Raw genomic sequence first — 17,067 nt, 5'->3', positions numbered from 1 at the left:
TTAAAGATGTACTCACAAACTGTAGCTGAGTTACAGTCAGGTTCTAAATTTTTTTGGGGGTTAGGGTGCTAGTATTTTTAGCGCTGGGGATCTAGGGGAGTAAAAGTCAGCTAGATGCTAGAAGGGAAAAGCTAGAGTTTAATTGGAGAACGTGAATTCCTGAATTTTCTGTTTTCCTAGTCGAGCAAAATATAGCGTATACGTTGCGATCGCTAAGAGTTTAAAACTCTCTTCAAATAAGTAAGAATGGGCAAACATAGCGGTTTCTAGCATATCAAATACAAGGGTTAAAAACAGCCAAAAAATAGTGATTAATAAAAACAAATATTCGGTTTGATAAATTAAATTTCTAAAAATCCACAGATAAGCTAAAAATCCGATGCCATAAACGCCAAAAACAGTGAGTTCGCAAATATTCTTAATCCTGCGAGTTGCTTCGATGGGAATGAAGAAGACTAAGATATCATCTCCTAATTCATGAATTGAGAGAAAGTCATCGAGTAATAAAACTAAAGATAAAATTGCTGAGAACAAGAAAAAGGTTCTCCAAGATTTAGCCCGGTTTAAAGATCCTTCAATCACAAAATAAGTGAAGAAACAAATGCTACAAACTGCTGTCCAAAGCAAGATTCCTAAATTAGAAATAATTCCGGCTAATCGAGAATTGGCAATTTCATAGATGTCATCAAAAAGAATATGAGATTTAATTCCGTTGAAATGAGCAATCAGAAGAAGCAAACCAACTAGGCCAAGAAGGGGTAAATAAAGTTTACATAAAATTAGCCATACACGCTGCAATTCGGAAATCAAAGTTTGATTGAGTTTCATATTGATTTTGGCTGGATTTGATTTTAAATCAATATAACAGATTAATATCAAGAAAGATCCAACTTAATTTCTGAATGATGGGATGTTTCATATATAAATTTTGATTATTACAATAATCGAGTTTGTTTTAAAATTTTGATGGATTTGAGGAAATCCTGATTTTTTATTGAGAATAATTCTGATTTGCTTGACAGAATTCTGGGGGTTCTGGTACCATTAAAAAAATGTTAAGATAACAAATCATTAGTTAATGTACAAGAGTTTTTCAAGGTTCGGTGACTGTCCCAGAACGATCTAATCCGGCTTTAACCCAATTAATACAGTCTTGTTGTGAAAGGAACAGTTTAGGCGCTGCAATATTATTTAAACTATAAGGTTTGTAATGATCGTAAAAGTATTTTTCCGCTTCTTGATAAATGATAATTAAATCATTTTGATAGGTATATCGACAGTGAAAATAATCTTCTTTAGGAAGAATATCTGAATGGTGATCTAAATGATCCTGAGCAATTTCGATAATTTTTTCCAGTTGACTACAATAGAGATCAGCCGGATTTTCAGACTTGTGAAATTTTCCTTTATGTCCCAGTTGGGATAATAACATATAAGAATAAATTTTTCTATCACTCACCGTCACTCGAACAAAGGGAATAATTAAATGCCCTTGATAAGAAATAGATTTTTCGTATAAAAAACGATCCATATTAAGAATAAAAAGTTAAGTTTTGACGGCGAGTTTAGATGAATCCAGGGATAAATATCAATCTGAATTAGGTTGATAATAAAGAGAAGATTGATATAAAACTTGTTCTTGATGGGTATAGAGGGTACAATCTGAACGAGGATAAGCAACACAGGTTACAGTATACCCCATCGCGATTTCCGCAGGCCGGAGAAATTTTTGTTCACTTTGATCAACTTGACCGTTTAGGAGTTTAGCAACACAAACTGAACAATCTCCTTGCTCACATCCTGATGGTAGACGAATACCATTGTCTTTTGCAATATCGAGAATATACTGATCATCAGGAACCGGAATGGTGCAATCTAAACCTTGAGCTTCGTTAATTAAGCGGACTTGATAAACCGTCATTGTAAAAATTTGACTCAATTGCTGTTCAGGAGTAGCCTAATTTTTAATTATAAAAGAAGAAGGAGACACTTTAGACCCAAGATCTCTAATCTTGATATCAATTTGTTGCAAAAGTTAAAATGGCTAATAATCAGGATTTAGATTGGCTGACTTGAAGAAAGAAATCAATAGAAGAATAAAGGCTCTGGAGGTTGATGAAATCTTCATGCTCTGGACTATTTTCAATTTCTGGATTCCTTAACTCCTAAGACTCTAGTAAAACCAGATTTCTATATTTTTTATGTATTTTTTACAACTTTTTAATATTAAAAACCTGGGGTTTAATTCTTTAAAACTTAATATTAAACTCCGTTTTTTTCCTGCCTATTCTCCATTTTTTATCCTATTTTTACAGATCAATTCTGCCTTAGCTCAGGTGAGTCCTCCTCTAACAGATCAACGTCCTGAATCTTTACCCCACGACGGATCAATTATCCCAATTCCCCCTCAACCCTCACCCCTAGAACCTCAACTTCCTTCTCCTTCCCCTCCATTAGAACCCTTGCTTTCTCCGTCAGTTCCTACCCCAATCCCCTCAGAACAAATTCCTGAGAGTTTGAATACCATTACAATTGAACGGTTTGAATTTGAAGGAAATACGGTTTTTAGTGATCAACAATTAGCGGAAATCACTAAACCCTTTGTGGGTCATCCCATTACCTTTACCGAGTTATTGCAGGCGCGTTCTGCGGTGACAAATTTTTATATTTCTCAGGGTTATATTACGTCCGGTGCATTAATTCCGCCCCAAACCTTAACCAATGGAACCGTGACCCTTTCGGTTTTAGAAGGAAGAATTACCGCCATTAATATTGAAGGAAAAGGGCGATTAAATCCTAACTATGTTAAAAGTCGGTTGGAATTAGTAACTCGTAAACCCTTTAATCAAAAACACCTTTTACAAGCTTTACAATTACTGCAACTTGATCCGGTTGTGGAAAGGATTTCGGCGGAATTAGCAACCGGAATTAATCCAGGCGAAAGTATTCTGAATGTTACGTTTGAAACGGCAAACACCTTTAATGTTAATTTATTTACCGATAATAATCGCTCTCCGACGGTCGGATCATGGGAACGGGGAATTGAAGTCAGTGAAGGGAATTTATTAGGACAAGGCGATCGCTTAGAGTTGTCCTATAGTAATACTCAAGGGAGTAATATTGTCGATACGTTGTATACCTTTCCCGTTACCTCTCGCAATACGACATTAGGCTTTTATTTTAACTATACTAATAGTCGCATTGTGGAACCTCCGTTTAACGATTTAGATATTAAAGCTAATAGTGTTAATTATGAATTCCGCGTTCGTCAACCCATTATTCAAACCCCCACAGAAGAATTCGCATTAGGGTTGACCTTTGGTCGTCGGGAAAGTGATACCAGTATTTTAGGGGTGGGTTTTCCTTTGTCCAGGGGTGCAGAGGAGGACGGGAAAACGCGACTTTCGATTTTTCGCTTTTCTCAAGAATATACCTATCAAGGGCCAAAACAGGTGTTTGCGGTGCGATCGCAATTGAGTTTTGGCGTCGGACTCTTGGATGCAACGTTGAGTCCAGATCAACCGGATAGTCAATATTTTGCTTGGCGAGGTCAGGTGCAGTGGGTGCGGTTGTTAGCACCCGATACTGTGTTTTTATTGCGGTCTGATGTGCAACTGACGAACCAAGAATTACTTCCTTTAGAACAAATGGGACTGGGAGGAATGGAAAGTGTGCGCGGCTATCGTCAGGATGTGTTGTTACGGGATAATGTGATTTTTGCTTCCGCAGAATTGCGTTATCCCCTAGTTCGCACCAAAAATGGTGAGGGAGTCTTACAACTCACCCCTTTTATAGATTTTGGTCAAGCTTGGAATGCACCGGGAGAATTGGAGTTACCTGATCGCACATTATTGTCCGTCGGGTTAGGATTAAGGTGGAAATATAGCGATCGCTTAACTGCACGAATTGACTGGGGAATTCCCTTAATTCAAACAGAGTCTGGCGATCGCACGTTACAGGAACAAGGAATTTATTTTTTATTAAATTGGCGGCTTTTTTAATGTTTAGCTGCAACTCCTAACTGTTCAAATAATAAACCCGGAACATAGGAACTACTTCCCACCCATTCCGGTTGATTTCCTAAATCCACTAACTGTTTAAAGGCTTCAAAAATATTCCCCGCTACCATTGTATTTTTTACCCGTCCGACAATTTTACCGTGTTCAACTTTATAACCTAAATCAAGGTTAACAGAAAATTCTCCGGCGAGTTGATTGGATTGACCTGCCCCTAAAACTTGATCTACAATTAAGCCTTGATCAATACTAGCAATTAAGTCTTCGGTTGAGGTTTGTCCGGGTTCAAGACATAAATTAACTAAGGATGGACTGGGACGAGATAACCCCCCTCGAAAGCCATTTCCGGTGGATGAAATTTGATACTTACTTCCCCATTGTCGATCCCAGTAAAATTGATTAATTGTTCCGTGATCAATCAATTGTTTGGCGGTGGTTGGAGTTCCTTCATCGTCAAAAGAACAAGGGGAGGGGCCGAAATTGGGGTCTTCATATAAACTTAAGCGAGAATCAAATAAAGTTTCTCCGACTTTATCAACTAAGGGGGAAGATTTTTGAACAATGGTTTGACCGGATAAAATTGTTCTAAATAATCCCCCAAATATTCTCGCAACTGCTTGAGGGGTAAAAAAGATGGGGAAAGTTCCACTTTGAATTGTGGCTTTTTGTTCGGCTAGGCGATATTTTTGGATTAAGTCTTGGAGTAAGCGGTCAGTTTGTAAAGGGCGATCGCTGGCAACATCATAACAGCCAATTTCTAAAAAATCTTCTCCTTTCACTAAATTTCCCGATAAGGAAGCACTGAATAACTGGCTAGAACGTTCGGCATAAACATCCTGATTTGTGGCAATTTGGATTTGTTGACGAGAAATATTAAATCCCACACTCACTAAGATTTCAGGATTATAATTGAGTACCTGTTCAATTAGGTTTTTTCCAATTTCAACTAATTCTTGAGTGGCGGGAGGAATAAAGGAAGAAGTCGGGGAAGATAAATGGAGATCCGCCGCAAATTCAAAATCAGCCGGGGCTCCAATTTCTGAAGTTTGTAAGGCGGCTTCGACTAAATCTTCTAAACGGGTTAAATCCGTTGAACTAGCAAATCCTAATTTACCTTGGTGAATGAGTCGTAATGCTACTCCTTGTCTTGCTTTTGTTTGTAGGGACTTGAGGCGATTATTTTCAAACTCAATAGGAGTATTCTGACTCGACAGATAATAAACCTCAACAGCATCTGCTTTTTGAGTGGCGAGTTGTAAGATTTGATCGAGAATAGGATTTACCATTGGAAATTGTTATAAATAGATGATTTTTATTATATAATAATATCAGGAAAAATCCCTTAAATTCCATGACTTTTTCCAATCACCCAATGACGACGGAAAAACCGGGATAGGGAGGATTCTTCTAATTGTAAAACAATCGGGCGACCATGGGGACAAGTGCGGGGGTTTCGAGTTTTGATCCATTGATCTAATAAAGTTTGCATTTGGGTTAAACTCAGAGATGTTCCATTTTTAATCGCACTGCGACAGGCTGTTGCGACTTGGGCGGCTTGTAAATCTCCGCCTAAACTTAATTCTAATAAAGCTTCTGAACAATCACTGCGTTTTGCTAATAATTCCGGTGCATTTCTAACCACCCAAACCCCCTCGCCAAACGGATCAATTTCTAATCCTAAACGCTGCATTTGTTCTAATTGTGCTGTTGACAGAGATTGTAAAATAATACCAGGTTCGAGAGCAACTAATCGCCATTGATCACAAATTTGTTCATATAAAACCCGTTCATGGGCAATATGTTGTTCAATTAACCATAATCCGCTAGAATGTTCTGCAATAATATAAGTATTCAGAACTTGGGCGATCGCTTTAATTTCGATCATCCCTAATTCATTATGAGAGGAAATTGCAGATTCTTCTAAATTAGATTCTATCGAAGAATTAACCTGATACTTTCCCTTTTCTTCTGAAACTTTGATTAACTGATCAATTCGATTTTGAGGCAAAGAAATTCGATCAAAATTTAACCGTAAAGCTTGATCAATTCCTTGACTAATTTGTCCTTGTAATAAGTTTAAGTTTTGAAAATAAATTTCACTTTTATCCGGGTTACGATTCCAGTCTATTTGGTCAGGAGAAAGGTGAACATGAACAAAACAAATGGGATAGCGATCGCGGGGACAAGTTCGCGCCAAGGCTGTTAATAAGGTTTGTTCTAATTCAGGTGATCGCACCATTCGGCCATTAATAGCAACCTTAACCCAATCGGGTTTACGACGATGGCATCGGTCGGGTAATCCTAATATTAATTCAATAGTTTCTTTATTAATATTATCAGAATTTTGAGGAATTTTCAAATAATATAAATCACTCAACCGAATATTTTTAATAATTTGAGGTAAAATCTGTTGAGCATTGACTCCCGGACTAATTTGAAACCAAGGAGTATTGCCTTGACGAAGTTGCCAAGTGACTTGGGGATGACATAAGGCAATTTGCTGAATTATTAACTGAATCCCTCGCAATTGTTGAGCCGAAGACGGTAAAGATTGACGACGAGTTTGCCAATTTTCAAATAAATTAGAAACAGTAACAACGGTTCCCGATGCAACAGCAATCGTTTCGGTTTTAATTGCTTCTCCTTGCTGATTATAATGAACTCGCCAACCCGGACTCGAAATAGAAGGAGAACTCGGACGACTAATAATTTCTAAATTCGATAATTGCGCTAAACTATGTAACGCTTCTCCGCGAAATCCTAAACTTTTAATTTGAAATAAATCAGTAATAGTATTAATTTTACTGGTACTATGGGCGGTGGCAGCTTGTTTTAAATTGGCTAAATCCATTCCTAACCCATTATCCGCCACTTGTACCCGCCACAATTCCGGCCATACAGAGATTGTAATCCGAGTTGCTTGAGCATCTAAGGCATTTTCAACTAATTCTCGAACAACAGCAGCTAAGGAATCAATAACTTCACTAGCCGCGATTAAATAAACAACATCTTGGGGGAGTACACGAATTAAATTCAAAGGAAAAAAAGTTAAGTTTAACGTTAAAATGCTGTAGAGATCGAGTTTATTCTTTCCCTACAGTTCCCATCTTGATCTCAGGGTTAAAACTTAATTTTAGTTTAATTTGACTTCTTCAGCAACTTCTTCTAGCATTTCTTGGGGTTGGGTTTCTGGCAATAGAATATAAAAGGTCGTGCCTTCGTGAGCAATCGATTTAAACTCGATTTTACCGCCATGAGCATCAATAATTGATTTAGCAATTGCTGTTCCTAATCCCGTCCCACTGCGTTTTCCATAGGTGACAAAAGCATCAAATAAATGCTCTCGAATCGCTTCAGGAATTCCAGGGCCATTATCCGCAATGGCAATTGTAACCCAGCCTGGAGTTTTTGAGGTGGTGATCACAATTTTTCCCCCTGGTTTTTCAAAGGCTTCTACCGCATTCCCCACTAAATTTTGAAAGACTCGAATCAATTTATTTTCATCAACATAAATAATACAATCATCATCGGCATTTACAGAAAACTCAACTTGAGTGGATTGAAAATAGACTCGATTTAATTTCTCAAAATGTTCCAACATTTTAGCAACATAAACGGGGCGGCGATACAAGACCGTGCTGCCTTTAGCAAATTCTAAAACTTCCTCCGCCATGCCTAACATTCGTTGAATTTGCATCGAAATTAAATCACACCATTCTTCCGTTTCTTCATCGGGGTGCATTTCCTTCAACATGGCACTGGATAACTGAATTCCGGTAAAAGGACTTCTAAAGTCATGCAAAATAGTATTTACCATTTCCCCGACTAATTCCATTTTTTCTTTCCGAACCAACTGATTAACATATTGATTAGTGGTCACTCGCAAATGGTGAATAATATAACTAAATAAATTTAGAATAACTTTACCCTTAGCATTGCTTAAAATTTCCATCAAGTGAGGTCGGGAAATTTTGGCTAATTTGATTTTTCCAGCCGCCATTGCTCTAGCACTGCGAGGTTGTCCATCTAAAACCCCAAATTCTCCAAAAAAGTCATTGGCTTTAGCGACAGCAACGGTTTGATATTGATTGAAGGAAGCTTGTTTTTTAAACTCAACTTGACCTTCTAAAACTAAGTATAAAAAACTAGGGTCTTCCCCTTCTTCAAAAATAATAGATTGGTCTGTAAATTTTTCAACAACGGCAAGATCACAAAGTTGTTGAGCTTCTGGAGCATCAAAATAACTAATAAATCGATGGGAGACTAGATCCATTTCAAAATACCGGGTTGTCATGCAAGATAGGAGTGATCCGCTCTTGTCGCGTTAAACAGGGGAAGAGAAAGGGCTTGATAGCTGAGAAAAGAGGGATTTCAAAGGTAGGATTGGATTAGGTTTTGGGGATCAAAAAACGAGGACTCAATATCATGACTAAATTATAGCTTGAGTTAATCCAGCAATTGAGCTAAAGATGCTTGTAACACTGGAGGTAGACAACGCATAATTTTTCCGGTTTGTCGGTCTATGGGCACTAAAGTTACTTGAGCCGTAAGATAAAGGTATTGACCGTCTAAAGATTCAATCCGATATTCCCAGGGCAAGCGCACGCCTTTTGTCGGTAGGATTCGACTTTTAACAACAATCTCCATGCCCATTTTCACGGGTTGATGATAACGAATATTGAGATACACAACCGGCAATTCGCACCCGATTTCTACTAAGGTATGATACTCCAATCCGGTCAAACGTAACCGTTCTACCCGCGCTTCTTCCAACCAAGACAGATAAGTTCCATGCCAAACAATTCCGCCATAGTCGGTATGGTGGGGGAAAACTCGCACAATATAGTCAAACCAAGGCTTTTCGGAAGCGGTATCCGTTGAGGGCCCCGACTGAGGGAAAGGATTTGTTTCAAACACGTTACAAATAGATTAAGAACGCAACATTTCTACAAATTATCTGTCAACAGTCAGGTTTATTCTAGGTATAGAACCTTTTTAATCCGAGTCGGATCAAATCTGACCACTGACAAATCATTTATTTTAATCCGAAGGAAATACAGATGATAAACAAAATTCTAGTTGCTGTTGCAGGTCGGGGATTGTGCGAAGAAATGCTGAATATGCTGTTGGATATCCCCTCCTTCCAAAAAGCATCAGTTACGGTTCTGCACGTTGTTCCACCGCAAGTCAGTTCAGATACCATGTCAGAAAAGTTAGAGGAGGGGGGAAAAATTCTGGCGGAGGCTGTTAAATCAATTCACCTTGACTCTAAACAAATTACTCCTCAACTGAAACAAGGTGATCCTAAAGATATTGTCTGTCAAGTGGCTGATGAGGAAGATGCGGATTTAATTATTATGGGTTCACGGGGTCTGGGACGCATTCAAGCCATCCTGGAAAACTCCGTTAGTCAATATGTGTTTCAATTAACCAGTCGTCCGATGCTATTAGTTAAGGACGATACTTATGTCAAAAAACTCCGCAAAATTATGGTAGCGGTGGACGCTTCTGAATCCTCTAAACAGTGTTTGCAGTTGGCGATTTCCTTTACTAAAGATCTTCCAGGTGCTCAACTGATTTTAGTCCATATTAATAAAGATTTATCGGGGAAATCGAGCGAAGATTTCAGTATGAATGCCGAAAGAGACCCGATTTTAGCCCCTGCAATTGAAGAAGCAAAACGCATGGGAATTAGCTACCGTTGTGTCAGTGGCATTGGTAAACCGGGCCCAGAATTATGTCGTGTTGCTGAAGAAGCGAATGCTGATTTAGTGATGTTGGGTTCCCCAGACCGTCGCCCCAGCGTAGCGAAGAGTTTCATTGACTTAGACCGATTGTTAGGAGCTTCCCTATCAGATTATGTTCGAGTTTATGCAAGTTGTCCTGTGTTATTAACCCGGACAACCAGCGCATAATTTATTCTGAATCAACCTCTATTAGAAAAAAGCGCCACAGTAACAGTCTGAGGGCGCTTTTTTGAATGAAAATTCAACCCAAATTTAGGAAAACCGAAATTAACCTTGTTTTCCTTCGCGGCTTTGGGTTTGAATATACAGAATCAACAGGAAAACAGCCGGAACTAGCACAAACAAAAGGCTGGCTACAAAACCCAGATCATTAACTTGCATAATTGCCCTACCTTAACTTAAACAGAAAATTCTAATAGACATAGGATATCATTAATTGACGTTTTTGAATAGTATTAAGGGTTGCGTAGTTCGGAATCCCTCTCCCTTGTCTCCACCGTTTGAGTTAATCAGGTAAGCACAACTTACCAAATCCAGGTTAAATCTAACACAAAACCGGGTAAAATATCCTCTCCTGAAATTTCGTTTGGATAATCTAAAATTTCTACCTCTTGATGCAAGCGATAGATTTCAATTTGTTGCTGTTTCCGATTAATTAACCATCCTAATCTTGCCCCATTTTCTTGGTATTCTTGCATTTTTTGACGAGTTTTTTCTAAACGGTCACTGGGAGACATTAACTCCACCACAAAATCAGGACATAAGGGGATAAATTTCTCTTGTTGTTCAAAAGTTAACGCTTCCCAACGTTCCCGACTCACCCAGGACGCATCAGGAGAACGGTCAGCACCATTGGGGAGGGTAAAACCCGTATTTGAGTCAAACACTTCACCTAAACCCGTTTTAGAATTCCATAAATCTAGTTGAGTGATGAGTTTAACATTTCGTTTCCCGGTATTTCCTCCCGTTGGGGGCATAATAACTAACTCTCCTGTCGCCGTGCGTTCAAATTGAAAATCTTGATTGTTTTGACACAATTGCCAAAATTGTTCCGCCGTTAAATCGAGTTTTAATGTTAAAAGGGGAGGTAAAGTTAGAATATTGGTTTCCATAGGAATTTTGTAAATAAAATTATAAAATTTATTAAGATATTATAGCATAATTTTTTTAAAAAAGACACCTTAAAGTAACAAACTCATCTCTAATTCGTGTTAACTTTTGTAACATTTTTAATTCATAATCCGGTCACTTTGCACCCCTGAACCCGAAAGAGAAACTAAAATTAAATCTTCTGGAATTTTCTGGAATTTTACTTGAAATATCTGTTATTACAAAGGAAAGTATCACCTATTAAAGACGATGAGAAATTTTACCCAATTTCGCCTAATTCGGCGGCGGTTTATCTTCGTTTTTCTATTTATCTTAACGCTGGTGGGATGTCGCATCATCAGTCATGCTCCCGTTAGCGAAGTGATTCCGATGGTGGCTGACTTACCCAAACCCCAACTTCCTAACTGGATTGAAACTATTAATCCGTTAGGGGATAGTCCAGAATTAAGCCAAATTCATGTTATTTTTAAAGATCCTTTAATTCCGGTTGAAAGTTTAGACAGTTCCCGACAAAAAAAATTACTTAAAAACTTTGAAATTACCCCTAAAATACCCGGAGAATTTAGATTTTTAACCCCGAAAATGGTCGGATTTCAAGCGGATAAAGCCTTACCTTTAGCAACTCGTTTACAAGTCACTCTTAGAAAAGGATTAACCGATTTAAACCAACATGAATTAGATCAAGATATTGCCTGGACATTTGCCACCGAACCGATTAAATTATCGAATTTACCCGGAAGTAAAGAACAACCGGGCTCTCCAGAAAATCCTTTAGGGTTAAATCCCCAACTCAAATTTAATTCTAACGTAGAATTAGATTTAAACTCTTTACAAGAACATTTAAAACTGATTTCCCAAAAAATAAATCAAGTTATTCCAGTTGAGGTTAAACTGGTAGAATCAGAAGAGAATAAAATCCCCATTGAACCCAACGTTAGATTTAATCCGGCTGCTCAACCCTGGGAATATATTGTTACGCCGAAACAACCCTTACAAACGGCTACCCAATATCAATTTAAAATCACACCGGGGTTACGTCCAGCGCAAGGAAATTTAGAGACTCAAGTTGAGATTTCTAGCTTAGTTAAAACCTATGATACCTTAAAATTTATCAGTTTAGAACTTCCCGGTAAAGCCAGCATAGAAGGAACATTTGGAAGGTTTGTAACCGGAAACCCCCAACTCCAATTTAATAATGGAATTATTGCAGAATCAGCCCTTAAAAATATAACCCTTAAACCTGCACCTAAAGCCAATATTAAATTAATCCAAGCCTATGATAATAATGATATTATTACCTTGAATCCTTGGGCTTTAGAACCTCAAACCAATTATACAATTACCCTAGGGGGAGAACTTGAAGATCAATTTAATCAGAAATTAGGCAAACCTGTTACTATTACTCATAAAACCGGAGATTTAACCCCCGATATTTTTGTCCCTTCAGGACTCAATATTTTTCCCTCTCAACAAGATTTACAACTCAATATTTCCACGTTAAATTTACCTCAATCTCAATATCAAGCGAGTTATAATGTTGTTCAACCGACAGATTTAGTTTATACCGATAGTGCTTACCCCAGAACCGAGGGCAAAACTCTATTGCTTCCGGTAGAAAAATGGGCAACGTTTGAGGCTTCTACCCCAAAAAATAAAATTAAAGAAACCCCGATTAATTTACGAGAAAAATTAGGCGGAAATACAGGAATGTTAGCTTATGGAGTAACCGCAAAAACCACTCAATATCAACGAGAAGGTCAACAAAAATGGAGTGAACCTCAATTTTATGGACTGGTACAGTTAACTAACTTAGGAGTCTTTGCTCAATGGTTTCCCGAATCAGGATTAGTCCGAGTTCATCACTTAGATAATGGTTCCGTTGCTGAGAAGGTATCAGTGGATATTTATCCCTCTCAACTGGAGGCAAAATCCTATCCTCAACCCAAAGTTTGTGCAACGGGAACGACTGATGAACAGGGAATGTTAGTGTTAAATTCTCAACAGTTACAGCAATGTATGAAGGGGAAACGATTTGCTAAAGCTCCGGCGTTATTAGTCATTGCTAAAGAAGGCAAAGATTGGGCATTTACTCGAACTTTTTCCGATAGTGGAGCTTACGGTTATGGAATTTATGCCAATTGGGAAGACCAACAAATTTTATCACGGGGAGTAATTTTTTCCGACCGTCAACTTTATAAACCTGGAGAAAAAATTGCCTTAACAGGTATCGCCTACTCCTTAGAACAGGGAATTTTAAAACCGAATAAAAATGAAAGTTATACCGTGACGTTAGAAAATCCTAACAAGCAAACCCAAACGTTAGGAGAGTATAAAACCAACGAATTTGCAACATTTTCTGTAGAATTACCCTTAACAGAAAATCAACCTTTAGGAAATTATATTGTTCGGGCAAAAAATCAAAATGGGGTAGAAATTTTAGGGAATTTCCGTGTCGCTGAATTTAAACCACCTAATTTTAAAGTAAACCTAAATTTAACTCAAAAATTTGCTCAAATTGGAGAAACAATTACGGCGAATGCTAAGAGTGAATATTTGTTTGGTTCTCCCGTTGCGGAGGGTTTAGCTCAATATTATGTTACCCGGACAGCAACGGATTTTAGTCCGAAAGGATGGGATAATTATTCCTTTGGTCGTCAATGGTTTTGGCCGGAAGAAAAGCCGAATGTTTCTGATAGTGTGTTGCAAGAAAATCAAGCCTTAGATGACCAAGGTTGGGGAAGTAAAACCGTTACCGTTGCTAAGGATTTACCTTATCCCATGACCTATCGCGTTGATGTAGAAGTAACGGATATTTCTAATTTATCTGTTGCCAATTCTCAATCGTTTATTGCCCTTCCGAGTCATCGTTTAATTGGGTTAAAAACTCCCTTTATTGGAGAAGCAGGTAAAGCCTTACCCATTGATATAATTGTCACAGATGATCAAGGAAAACCCTTAGAAAATGTTGGGGTAAATTTGCAATTGCAAAAAATGGATTATAGCCGCGTTACACGAGTTGTTGAAGGCGCACAAACGGATAAAAATCAAATCCAATATCAAACAGTTGATCAAATTGAGGTAACGTCCGGTGCTAAAGAAAAAACGGTTTCTTTAACCCCCTCTGAGTCAGGTTCCTATCGAATTCAAGCGAATTTTAGTGATACAAAGGATGAAATTACAGCGACAGATTTACAAATTTGGGTGACAGGAAATCAATTAGTAGATTGGGGAGGAGTAGATGAGAATCGTTTAGAAATTAAACTGAATAAAACCACCTATAAACCTGGAGAAACCGCCACAGCGTTAATTCAATCTCCCTATCCTGAAGCAGAATTATATTTTGCCGTCGTCCGTGATAAACCTTTGTATGAAACGGTGATGAAAGTCAAAGGAAGTGCGCCTGAAATCAAGTTTCAAGTGACTCCTGAAATGTTACCGAATGCAGCAGTTGAAGCGGTATTAGTCCGACAAGGAAAACCGATTTCTGAACTTGAACCGGGGAGCTTAGAAAACTTAGCTAAAATTGGGTTAACACCGTTTAATATTAATCTCGAAGATCAATATCTCAAAGTCCAAGTTAATCCTCAACAAAACAAGCTAGAACCCAGTTCTGAACAAACCTTAAATCTAACTTTAACAGATGCAAAAAATCAACCTGTTCGCGGACAATTGACGGTAATGGTGGTGAATGATTCGATTTTACAACTTAATGGTTATCGTCCCCCCAATTTAATCGAAACAGTCTATGCTGATCAACCCATTTCCACCCGATTTAGTGATAATCGTCCGGCGGTTATTTTAAATCAAGTCGCCTCTCCGTTAGCAAAAGGTTGGGGTTATGGAGGCGGTTTATCCACTGCAACTGCTAATCCTCGAATTCGGAAAGAATTTCAACCTTTAGCTTTTTATAACGGTTCAATTGTTACGGATAATCAAGGAAAAGCAACGGTTAATTTCAAGGTTCCTGATGATTTAACAACTTGGCGAGTGATGGTCGTCGCCACGGATGGAAACCTCAAATTTGGTTCCGGGGATGCTACATTTATTACCACTCAAGCGTTAATTTCTAATCCCATTTTACCTCAATTTGCTCGTCCTGGCGATCGCATTTTAGCCGGATTATCGATTACTAATTTAACGGAAGAACAAGGTAACTTAAATATTACGGGAACCGTTAATGGCGGGATTCAATTTTCGCCGGGAAATACCAATCAACAAACTTTAAAAACTACAGCTGAAGCGGGAACAAATGCCTATCGTTTTCCGATTTTAGTCAAACAAGCAGGTAACGCCAAAGTTGAGTTCAAAACGGAATTTAACAACAAATTCGATGGGTTTGAAGTGCCTTTAGAAGTTAAACCGTTTAACGTTATTGAACAAGTCATTGAGTCAGGACGCACGACGAATTCCATCACCATTCCCCTGAATATTAGTAAAAAAGTTGTTCCCGATGTGGGAGGATTAGAAATTAATTTAGCGAGTACCTTAATTCCTCAATTAACGGCTGCTGCTGAACAAGTTTTTAATCAAGACGAATGGCCGTTTCTGGAACCTGCGGTGAGTGAATTGCTAATCGCTGCTAATTTGGAAATTCTGGGTAAAAAATATAATCAAAATTTCAGCAAATTGCAGTTATCTGAACGCGCTAAAACCGCTTTAGCTCAGATTAAGACGTTACAGAAGGAAAATGGTGGGATTGCAGCTTATCCGGGTTCAAGACTCTCCGATCCGCTTCTTTCTGCCTATACGGGGGAAGCTTTATCTCAAGCTGAAAAAGCAGGGTTTTCTGTTGATTCTCAGGTGATTAATTCCCTCAAAACCTATTTAATCCAAGGCGTTGATAACCCTGGAAAATATGACTTTTGTACCGAGGACGTTTGTAAAAATGAAATTCGCTTAAATGCGTTAATCGCTTTGGATAATCTGGGAGAAAAACGCAGTGATTTCTTAGATACTATGTTGCAAAATTTTGAGGAATTTGATGCTGTTAATCAAATTAAATTAGTGCGCTATTTATCCCAATTCCCTCAATGGAAAGAAGAGTATAATCGTCTTTTTGAGCAAGTGCAAAAACAGATCTATATCACCGGAAGAACTGCGACGCTCAATTTCCCCCAAGGCTACCGTTGGTTAAATTCTCCGACAACGATTCAATCTCAAGGATTACGTTTAGCGATCGCCCAAAATCCCCAATCTCAAACCGTTGATAAACTGGTACAAAGTTTATTGAATCTGCGTCAAGATGGCACTTGGGGAAGTAGTTATAATAATGCACAAGCGTTAACAGCTTTAGTTGCTTATGCAGACACGGAAACCACACCTCCTAATTTTAATGTTGCCATTCAACTTGGTAATCAAATCTTAGGAGAAACTCAATTTAAAGGGTATAAAGATTCAAGTTATCGTTTGAATGTACCGATGTCAGAATTACCGAAAGGCAAAAACGATTTAATTTTACAACAATCTAATCAGGGTTTATTAAATTATTGGGTTGCCTATCGATATCGTTTAGAAGGAAATCAACCGGGACGATTAAATGGATTAAGAATTACCCGCACAATTCGTCCGGCTAATGAGGATAAAGTCTTACAAACAATTGATTTAAACTCTCCTCAACAGCTTTTGAAAGTTCAACCTGGACAAGTGTTTGATATTGGGTTAGATATTATTACGGATCATCCCATTGATCAAGTGATGATTACTGATCCCCTTCCGGCTGGATTTGAAGCCATTGATGCTAGTTTTAAAACCAGTAATTTGGCAGTACAAGCTCAAAAAAGTAGTTGGCAAATTAACTATCAAACCATTTACAAGGATCGAATTATTGCCTATAGTGATCGTTTGGAACCGGGAATTTATCAACTGCATTATTTAGTTCGGTCTGTCACCCCAGGAGAATATTTATGGCCCGGTGCAGAAGCTCAATTACAATATACTCCTGAAGAATTTGGCCGTAGTGCATCAACAACTTTATTAGTTTCTAAACCTTAGTCCCCTGTAGAGACGTTGCATGCAACGTCTCTACTAAATCATGAAACCCTGTTCCCTGTTCCCCATTCGTAATTCGTAAGCTGCTACGCAGCTTGATTGTATAATAGAAAATTAAGCGTTTCAACGGAGATAGTCCCAAATGCCAGCGAAAAATCATCTATCTAAAGGGCAAAAAGAAAGATTGCTGAAAGAAATGAGAGAAA

At 38.2% G+C, this 17,067-nt stretch carries 12 protein-coding genes; 3 read left to right on the top strand and 9 right to left on the bottom strand.

Annotated features, from left to right (window positions below; translation table 11 throughout):
- Window positions 1–138: 138 nt before the first annotated feature.
- The 3 genes from IQ236_RS20095 to IQ236_RS20085 all read right to left on the bottom strand — a co-directional run bounded on the left by IQ236_RS20095 (window position 139) and on the right by IQ236_RS20085 (window position 1,921).
- On the bottom strand, window positions 139–828 hold the full coding sequence (locus IQ236_RS20095; RefSeq protein WP_193870933.1) for a hypothetical protein: 690 nt from the start codon (window positions 826–828) through the stop codon (window positions 139–141).
- A gap of 265 nt (window positions 829–1,093) precedes the next feature.
- On the bottom strand, window positions 1,094–1,531 hold the full coding sequence (locus tag IQ236_RS20090) for a hypothetical protein (RefSeq protein ID WP_193870932.1): 438 nt from the start codon (window positions 1,529–1,531) through the stop codon (window positions 1,094–1,096).
- A 57-nt stretch (window positions 1,532–1,588) separates the two neighbouring features.
- On the bottom strand, window positions 1,589–1,921 hold the full coding sequence (locus IQ236_RS20085; RefSeq protein ID WP_190516771.1) for a 2Fe-2S iron-sulfur cluster-binding protein: 333 nt from the start codon (window positions 1,919–1,921) through the stop codon (window positions 1,589–1,591).
- A 280-nt stretch (window positions 1,922–2,201) separates the two neighbouring features.
- Between IQ236_RS20085 and IQ236_RS20080 the strand changes: the two genes are divergently transcribed.
- Window positions 2,202–4,001, top strand: coding sequence for a ShlB/FhaC/HecB family hemolysin secretion/activation protein (locus IQ236_RS20080; RefSeq protein WP_193870931.1), 1,800 nt, complete (start codon window positions 2,202–2,204; stop codon window positions 3,999–4,001).
- On the opposite strand, the gene IQ236_RS20075 is transcribed toward IQ236_RS20080, so the two are convergent.
- The 4 genes from IQ236_RS20075 to IQ236_RS20060 form a co-directional block, all read right to left on the bottom strand.
- Window positions 3,998–5,302 (bottom strand): TldD/PmbA family protein, encoded by a 1,305-nt coding sequence (locus IQ236_RS20075; protein ID WP_193870930.1) that lies wholly within the window; start codon window positions 5,300–5,302, stop codon window positions 3,998–4,000. The genes IQ236_RS20080 and IQ236_RS20075 overlap by 4 nt on opposite strands.
- Before the next feature lie 56 nt (window positions 5,303–5,358).
- Window positions 5,359–7,053: a DNA mismatch repair endonuclease MutL gene (gene mutL / locus IQ236_RS20070; protein WP_193870929.1), complete on the bottom strand. Its 1,695-nt coding sequence runs from the start codon at window positions 7,051–7,053 to the stop codon at window positions 5,359–5,361.
- 96 nt (window positions 7,054–7,149) lie between these two features.
- Complete coding sequence (locus IQ236_RS20065; RefSeq protein ID WP_193870946.1) at window positions 7,150–8,289, bottom strand: ATP-binding protein; 1,140 nt, start codon at window positions 8,287–8,289, stop codon at window positions 7,150–7,152.
- 173 nt (window positions 8,290–8,462) lie between these two features.
- Window positions 8,463–8,933, bottom strand: coding sequence for an acyl-CoA thioesterase (locus IQ236_RS20060; RefSeq protein WP_322744268.1), 471 nt, complete (start codon window positions 8,931–8,933; stop codon window positions 8,463–8,465).
- 143 nt (window positions 8,934–9,076) lie between these two features.
- On the opposite strand from IQ236_RS20060, the gene IQ236_RS20055 reads away from it, so the two are divergent.
- Window positions 9,077–9,931, top strand: coding sequence for a universal stress protein (locus tag IQ236_RS20055; RefSeq protein ID WP_193870928.1), 855 nt, complete (start codon window positions 9,077–9,079; stop codon window positions 9,929–9,931).
- A 99-nt stretch (window positions 9,932–10,030) separates the two neighbouring features.
- Here IQ236_RS20055 and psbM read toward each other — a convergent pair whose 3' ends face one another.
- Together psbM and IQ236_RS20045 are read right to left on the bottom strand one after the other, a co-directional pair.
- Window positions 10,031–10,144 (bottom strand): photosystem II reaction center protein PsbM, encoded by a 114-nt coding sequence (gene psbM, locus IQ236_RS20050; protein ID WP_193870927.1) that lies wholly within the window; start codon window positions 10,142–10,144, stop codon window positions 10,031–10,033.
- Window positions 10,145–10,287: 143 nt separating this feature from the next.
- On the bottom strand, window positions 10,288–10,875 hold the full coding sequence (locus IQ236_RS20045; RefSeq protein WP_193870926.1) for a Uma2 family endonuclease: 588 nt from the start codon (window positions 10,873–10,875) through the stop codon (window positions 10,288–10,290).
- Between the two features lie 247 nt (window positions 10,876–11,122).
- Here IQ236_RS20045 and IQ236_RS20040 point away from each other — a divergent pair, with 247 nt between their 5' ends.
- The gene (locus tag IQ236_RS20040) at window positions 11,123–16,864 is read left to right on the top strand and encodes an alpha-2-macroglobulin family protein (protein WP_193870925.1); all 5,742 of its coding nucleotides are present in this window, start codon (window positions 11,123–11,125) and stop codon (window positions 16,862–16,864) included.
- Window positions 16,865–17,067: the final 203 nt, after the last annotated feature.

This window comes from Planktothrix mougeotii LEGE 06226, assembly GCF_015207485.1.
Lineage (GTDB): Bacteria > Cyanobacteriota > Cyanobacteriia > Cyanobacteriales > Microcoleaceae > Planktothrix.
The sequence above is the reverse complement of the archived record's forward strand: the minus strand, read 5'-3'. Positions and strand labels throughout refer to the sequence as shown.

Bases quoted from the DNA above. Each gene is read 5' to 3' on its own strand.
- psbM (WP_193870927.1), bottom strand. From the start codon at position 10,144: ATGCAAGTTAATGATCTGGGTTTTGTAGCCAGCCTTTTGTTTGTGCTA.
- IQ236_RS20055 (WP_193870928.1), top strand. From the start codon at position 9,077: ATGATAAACAAAATTCTAGTTGCTGTTGCAGGTCGGGGATTGTGCGAA.
- IQ236_RS20095 (WP_193870933.1), bottom strand. From the start codon at position 828: ATGAAACTCAATCAAACTTTGATTTCCGAATTGCAGCGTGTATGGCTA.
- IQ236_RS20080 (WP_193870931.1), top strand. From the start codon at position 2,202: ATGTATTTTTTACAACTTTTTAATATTAAAAACCTGGGGTTTAATTCT.
- IQ236_RS20045 (WP_193870926.1), bottom strand. From the start codon at position 10,875: ATGGAAACCAATATTCTAACTTTACCTCCCCTTTTAACATTAAAACTC.
- IQ236_RS20085 (WP_190516771.1), bottom strand. From the start codon at position 1,921: ATGACGGTTTATCAAGTCCGCTTAATTAACGAAGCTCAAGGTTTAGAT.
- IQ236_RS20065 (WP_193870946.1), bottom strand. From the start codon at position 8,289: ATGGATCTAGTCTCCCATCGATTTATTAGTTATTTTGATGCTCCAGAA.
- IQ236_RS20090 (WP_193870932.1), bottom strand. From the start codon at position 1,531: ATGGATCGTTTTTTATACGAAAAATCTATTTCTTATCAAGGGCATTTA.
- IQ236_RS20075 (WP_193870930.1), bottom strand. From the start codon at position 5,302: ATGGTAAATCCTATTCTCGATCAAATCTTACAACTCGCCACTCAAAAA.
- IQ236_RS20040 (WP_193870925.1), top strand. From the start codon at position 11,123: ATGAGAAATTTTACCCAATTTCGCCTAATTCGGCGGCGGTTTATCTTC.